The 5269-nt window shown below is 59.9% G+C and carries 8 protein-coding genes; all 8 read right to left on the bottom strand.

Features of this window, described 5'->3' with window-relative positions; genetic code table 11:
• Positions 1 to 1356: hypothetical protein (locus VL598_RS13360; RefSeq protein ID WP_325327209.1), on the bottom strand; the 1356-nt coding region annotated here is incomplete at its 3' end.
• A complete protein-coding gene (locus VL598_RS13355; RefSeq protein WP_325327208.1) occupies positions 1353 to 1613 on the bottom strand; it encodes a hypothetical protein in 261 nt (86 codons plus the stop codon). The genes VL598_RS13360 and VL598_RS13355, both read right to left, overlap by 4 nt.
• Positions 1610 to 2407 carry a hypothetical protein gene (locus tag VL598_RS13350; protein ID WP_325327207.1) on the bottom strand — a complete coding sequence of 266 codons (798 nt, stop codon included), beginning with the start codon at positions 2405 to 2407 and terminating at the stop codon, positions 1610 to 1612. The genes VL598_RS13355 and VL598_RS13350 overlap by 4 nt, the downstream gene beginning before the upstream one ends.
• A gap of 4 nt (positions 2408 to 2411) precedes the next feature.
• Entirely contained in the window at positions 2412 to 3026 is a 615-nt protein-coding gene (locus tag VL598_RS13345; RefSeq protein WP_325327206.1) for a DNA cytosine methyltransferase, read from the bottom strand.
• Between the two features lie 77 nt (positions 3027 to 3103).
• Positions 3104 to 3340, bottom strand: a complete 237-nt coding sequence (locus VL598_RS13340) for a hypothetical protein (RefSeq protein ID WP_325327205.1) — start codon at positions 3338 to 3340, stop codon at positions 3104 to 3106.
• A complete protein-coding gene (locus VL598_RS13335; RefSeq protein WP_325327204.1) occupies positions 3285 to 3818 on the bottom strand; it encodes a hypothetical protein in 534 nt (177 codons plus the stop codon). Before VL598_RS13335 ends, VL598_RS13340 begins: the two co-directional genes overlap by 56 nt.
• 29 nt (positions 3819 to 3847) lie before the next feature.
• Positions 3848 to 4039, bottom strand: a complete 192-nt coding sequence (locus VL598_RS13330) for a hypothetical protein (RefSeq protein WP_325327203.1) — start codon at positions 4037 to 4039, stop codon at positions 3848 to 3850.
• Between the two features lies 1 nt (position 4040).
• On the bottom strand, positions 4041 to 5105 hold the full coding sequence (locus VL598_RS13325) for a hypothetical protein (RefSeq protein ID WP_325327202.1): 1065 nt from the start codon (positions 5103 to 5105) through the stop codon (positions 4041 to 4043).
• Positions 5106 to 5269: the final 164 nt, after the last annotated feature.

Below are 5269 nucleotides of genomic sequence, written 5' to 3'. Positions count from 1 at the left end.
CGTATCGCCGATTTCGCCGATTGCCACGATGTCTAGGTTTTCGCTGGTATCGGTCATCGCAACCACCCGCGTGTAATACGCCCTCAGCCACCGATACCGCGCTGCGTCTCGCGCATCATCTGCCTGCGCATCTTCGGCTTTACCGGTGGGGTGGTGGTGGGCGAAAGCGAGGTCGATCACGCGTCGAACGAGCGGCAGATCAGCTAATCTAATTGCCGAGTTTTGCCATCCGGCTTTCATCATCAATTCATCCACGTCTAAGGGCGACCGCGCACCGGCCTGCGGTGCTGCCGCGCGGGCAGTTTCAAGCATGCGCTCGAATAGAGTCTGATGAGGTTCGTACGCGACGCCGAGCGCTTCCCGGATCGCCTTCAGTTCGTCGCGCGCATCATCGAGCATGTCGCGTAGCGATTCGGAAGTCCGACGCGCTTCGTCACGGGCGGCGCAAAGATGGCGTAGTTCAGCACTATCGCGATGATGCTGCTCGATGAGCCCGGTAGCCTGCGGGGATGCGGCGCGGGCTTGCCATGCACACGCATCGCGCCAGATTTGCCACGCCGATCGTGTGCGCGCCAATTCGCGCTTGTCGTAGTCTCGGAACGCTGCGCGGCTTTGCTCTGTGTCACCGTCGTAATGACCGACAGGCGCTTGCGCTTCTGTTGCCGCCCGCTCATCGCCCTTCGGGGATTGCGGGGATGCGGCGCCGACGTAGAGTGGAATTTGATATGCGCCACCCCGATCGAAACAGACCGTCATGCATGATCCACCGTGAACGCCGTCAATGGCCTGCCTGAATTCAGGCAAAGGCGCATACGCAAAAGCCCCCTCATTGTCCAGCACCGGGGCAGATTCAGTGACACCGGGCGTCTTCGCGGCAATCGCAAACGCCTCATCGACTTTTGCTTGCGACACGTGTCCTGCGGCCACCAGTGCGCGGATAACGAATGTCGATGCCTCTCCAGCTTTCGCGGGCAGGGAGGATTGAGGGGCGGTGTAGTAGACCTTTGGCGGCATCATTCCAGGTGTGTATTCGCCGCCGTCCATCGCCTTCAGGCATGCCATCAGATGCAGAACGCGGTCATCGCGAGCACTGATCGACCCATGACAACCGAGCGCCGCCGTGACTTGGTTGATTGAGTCGTATAGATCGCGCCATTGAAGCAAAGGCTTGGGCGCATCCCGCAACTGCGCTGGCACGGCAGGTTTGCTTGCAGATAACAGGGCGCGGGCGAATTTGCGAGCTTGCTCGTAGCTGAGACGCGTACCCGCGCCGATAACGTCTTCTGCGATTTCATCAATCTGTTCGTCTGTCAGTTCCATCATCGCTCCGTTAGCGGGCTCGGTAGGGTGGGTCATTTGTTCTTGCTCCCGTCCTCGAAATTCCACGGCGCCCATTCATCTTTAGGCAACTCGTCTTTCACTTGGCGACCAGCCCACTTCTCGAACGTCGTTTCGTCCACGATCGGGTAGTGCCGACCGCGCGCAACGCTAGGGCCGTCGTACTGGATCGCACCCAGGTAGTTGATGTGCAGGATGACGCGGTCATTCACGAGACCACCCGAATTCGCGGGCTTCTTAGCTCGCCACACCTGTCCAATTGCGAATTTGCTCACGACTCCACCCCCAGATCGCCGGTAGAAGGAGCGGCTCGGTCATCGCTTTTGATCGTCAGCTTGCCGCCGCACGAGTGGCAAAAATGCATGCCGTTTTCTTTCGGACCATCATCGGTAAATGCCCATTTCTCCCCGCAGCCGGTGTTCCACGCGTATTCCGGATCGCCCACGTATGTCCACTCGCATTCCACCCGCACCACCTCCCCCTGCGCTGCCGCCGGCAACGCAACGTTGCCCCGCTGAATCGCGATCGCGTTCTCCAGTGCATTGACGTGTTCGTCGGTCAGGGCGCATACACGGTCGGCGGCAATCAGCGCCTCGGCCGCAGCGATTACGCCCGTGGTCGCTGCCTCCCCCTGCGCTGCCGCACCTGGAGCGACGTAGACTTTCCGGACCTCGTGATGACGACTTTTTTCATAGTCTGCAACACGGTCTTCCGATATATCCGTCCATGACGTATTGATATGTCTTCTACGGCGCGCCTGATAGATCGGCGCTTGCGCTGCATCTGAATGAAGAGCGGCGGCTTCGAGTTCGGCCTGTTTGCGGCCGATCTTCCAGAACGGCGCGAGCCAGTGATCGTCGCTCGGCGGCGGATTCATGTTCTGATAGCCGAACGCGATTGCGCCGTCGATCGCTTCGCACGTCAGCTTGCGTTCCAACTGGATCTGTTCATCGGTGCCACGCCTTGCGCCCAGCAGTTCGATAGCGGCCTGAATGATTGCTTTGTTGCCGATAGACGAATGACTCCAATCCGAGTCGGTCAGCGCCTTGATTACTTGTTTCGAATCCATGTTTTCAACCTCGAATAGTGGTATCTGTCATTGCGGCGATAGCTGCGCGGATGAATGGGTCTGCGCCCCACTGCGCTGCCATTGCCTGCGCGATGCCGTCGTATGTCTTGGAGCGCTCGCGGGCGCGTTCAGGGCCGGGCGCCATCTTGTGGATGCGATCCGATCGGCCGTCGACGATCTGCGTCGGCGTCAGCAGCGGCAAACCCTTCAGCCAGAGGCACGTTGCCTTGGTCTCGCCGTGGCCGAACTGCCATGGCTGGATGACCTGATCCGGCTTCCGGTAAAGGCTGCTCATGATCGACACGGGTTGCTCGAAGCGGGTACGCGGAATGTGGGCCGATCGCCGAACGAGTTGCATGAAGAACGAGACGCCAGCAGCACCGCGGCCATCCATCCACTTTTCGGCGAAGTGCCGCGCGCCGCTTACCGACGTGTGCGTGCAAGGCGGATGGAAGATCGCGATGTCCCACGGGTAATCGATCACGTCGAACACGTCGCCCTGGTAGTGCGCACCGTCCGAACGGGTTGGCAGCAGGTCGCACGAGAGCACCTTGTGGCCGAGTTCGGCGAATGCATCTCTGACGGTTCCGGATTCTTCGCATCCGATAAGCACGTTCATGCTCTCTCTCAATCAAATAGAAAAAGTGTCAGGCGGTGATGCGGCGGTAGGCGATGACACCGGGACGGGAGTAGGGGTTATTCGGCTTGCTCTGCGTCTTCGGGCTGCTCATCAGTCTCGTCATCGTTCGGGCCGTTCTCGGCGCCGCGTGCAAGGTCGGAGCCTTTGAACGGATCGTCATCGCCGCCGACCTTTTCGGCTGCCGTTTTCTTCTTGGGTACCGAGCGTTTGCCTCTGCCTTGCGCCTGATCAACCAGATCAGCTTGTGTCTGCTCCGGTGCGCGGAACGTGCATTCCACTTCGGTTTGTGCCATGTGGTCGACGTAGCCTTGCAATTCCGGGGGGCAGCTTCTGATAACCCTTGAAACGCAGTGGCGTCGTGCCGCCTTCGCATGCTTCAACGAGGACGAAATCGCTGAACTTCACGTCCATCGCTTTGATGTCCGACTGCGGCGTCGCGCCGCGGTGATATACGATCTGCCAGCCGTCGAGAATCTTGCTAAGCTTCATCGGCATCGGCACCCAGAGATTGCGACGCGCGGTGCGTTTGACTCCCGGCACCGGCAGCGTCAGTTCTCCGTGCCCCTTGGCGTCGGACTTCGGCTCGCCGTCCTCTTCCTTGTAGAGCGTTTCGAGCATGTCTTCGCCACCGAACTCGAGCAGGATCGAGTTATCGAAGTTGCGTTCGAACGTAACGCTGATGCCGTGGTCGCGTTGATCGCCTTTAAATTCGGCCACCGGCTGAACGGCGACGATCTTGATAAGCTTGCGGTCCATCTCTAATGCTTTCATCGGAAAGTCTCCTTCGGGGAAAGGTTGGCTTACTGCTTCGGCATGCGCGCCGCGATATCACGAATCCTCGCGACAACGCGGTCCGGCACGTGGATCACTTCGACGTCGTTCTCGACCGCACGCACGGCTGGGCGAAGCTGCTCGCGATCGATCGGATTGAGCGTTTCGAGGTGCGGCGCAATCTGTTTGAGGGCGGTGCGGATGGGGCAGTCGATGGTCACGTCAGGCTCCGAGCAGGATTTCGCGGCGGTTCTGATACGCGGATTCGATGCGCTGCATGTCCTCGGCACTGATCGCCTCGGTGTCGCCGCGGAAGCCGTCCATCGCGAGATCGAGCACATCGACGTCGGAGGCCTTGTCGATCTCTGCAATGATCGCGTCGACGGCCGGCGATCCAACCTGTTCGAACTGTTCCTGTTGCGGCTTCTTCGCCTTGCTCGCGGCTTTCTGTGCTGCATGCTTGGTCGTGATGTCCTTCAGCGTGGTCGACGCACCGGCTTCTGCGACGTCCGCCATTTCGAACCATTCGGAAGGCTGGCTCATGCCGTCGCGCAGGCTGGCATAAATGCGCTTGAGAGTGACCACCTGGGCCGGCTGGATCGCGTCGAGGCGTCGCTGGATACGCTTTTCGATGTGCTCCTTTGTGATGCCGAACGGCTCGAATGCGGCGATGATCTTCTGAATAGCTTCGGGGCTCGTGTCTGCCTTGGCGTGCAGCGTGGTATTAGCTTGCGACATTGCGGCATCGACGACATCGCCAGGCAATTGCGCGATGATGCAAGCCCGCTTACGACGCTGCCCCATGTTCGCCATCAACTCGTAGATGTCGCGTTCATCCTTGAGCTTGTAGCCGCCCTGTTTCGTGTCGCGCCAGTGACGCACGATGAACTGGATGCGCGAGGTCGTGCGGCCTTCCAGATCAACACAGAAGGCTTCGACTTCAGAGAACGGCACACCGTCAGGACCGATGCCACGCGAGCGCTCGCGCAGGCCGTGCTCCATGTTTCCCCACTGCTGGGCGATAGCTTCGGCCGCACGGATACTCGGGCCGCTGATGTCACTGCCGCCGCGCGAGAATTGATATTGCGATTGCTCGGCAAGCGTTGGCCGAGTGAACGCGTTCAGAATCTTGTCCATGTTCGCGACGACATCGCGCGGAAACTGCTGGGCCATCAGGTATTTCACCTGCGTTTCGGCGAGTTCTCGACTCTGATCCTGGCGGGCGCCGGCAGTATCAGAGACTGCGACGGCGCGCGATCCAAAAGGCGATGCAACGAGGTCGTTCATTTTTATTCCTGAAAAGCCCAGTTGGGCAAAGTGATGAGCTGGATTTCCTTCGAATAGCCCGGCCATTCGCCGGATTCAGAGCACCGCGCGTAGGTCGCGAGATTTCGTTTGTAGTCAGCGCGCCCCTGATCGCGAGACACGCCGTCGAGCATCATTGCGCTGGC

It is taken from the genome of Trinickia sp. (assembly GCF_035492435.1).
Taxonomy (GTDB): domain Bacteria; phylum Pseudomonadota; class Gammaproteobacteria; order Burkholderiales; family Burkholderiaceae; genus Trinickia.
This window is presented reverse-complemented; position numbering and strand designations above follow the sequence as displayed.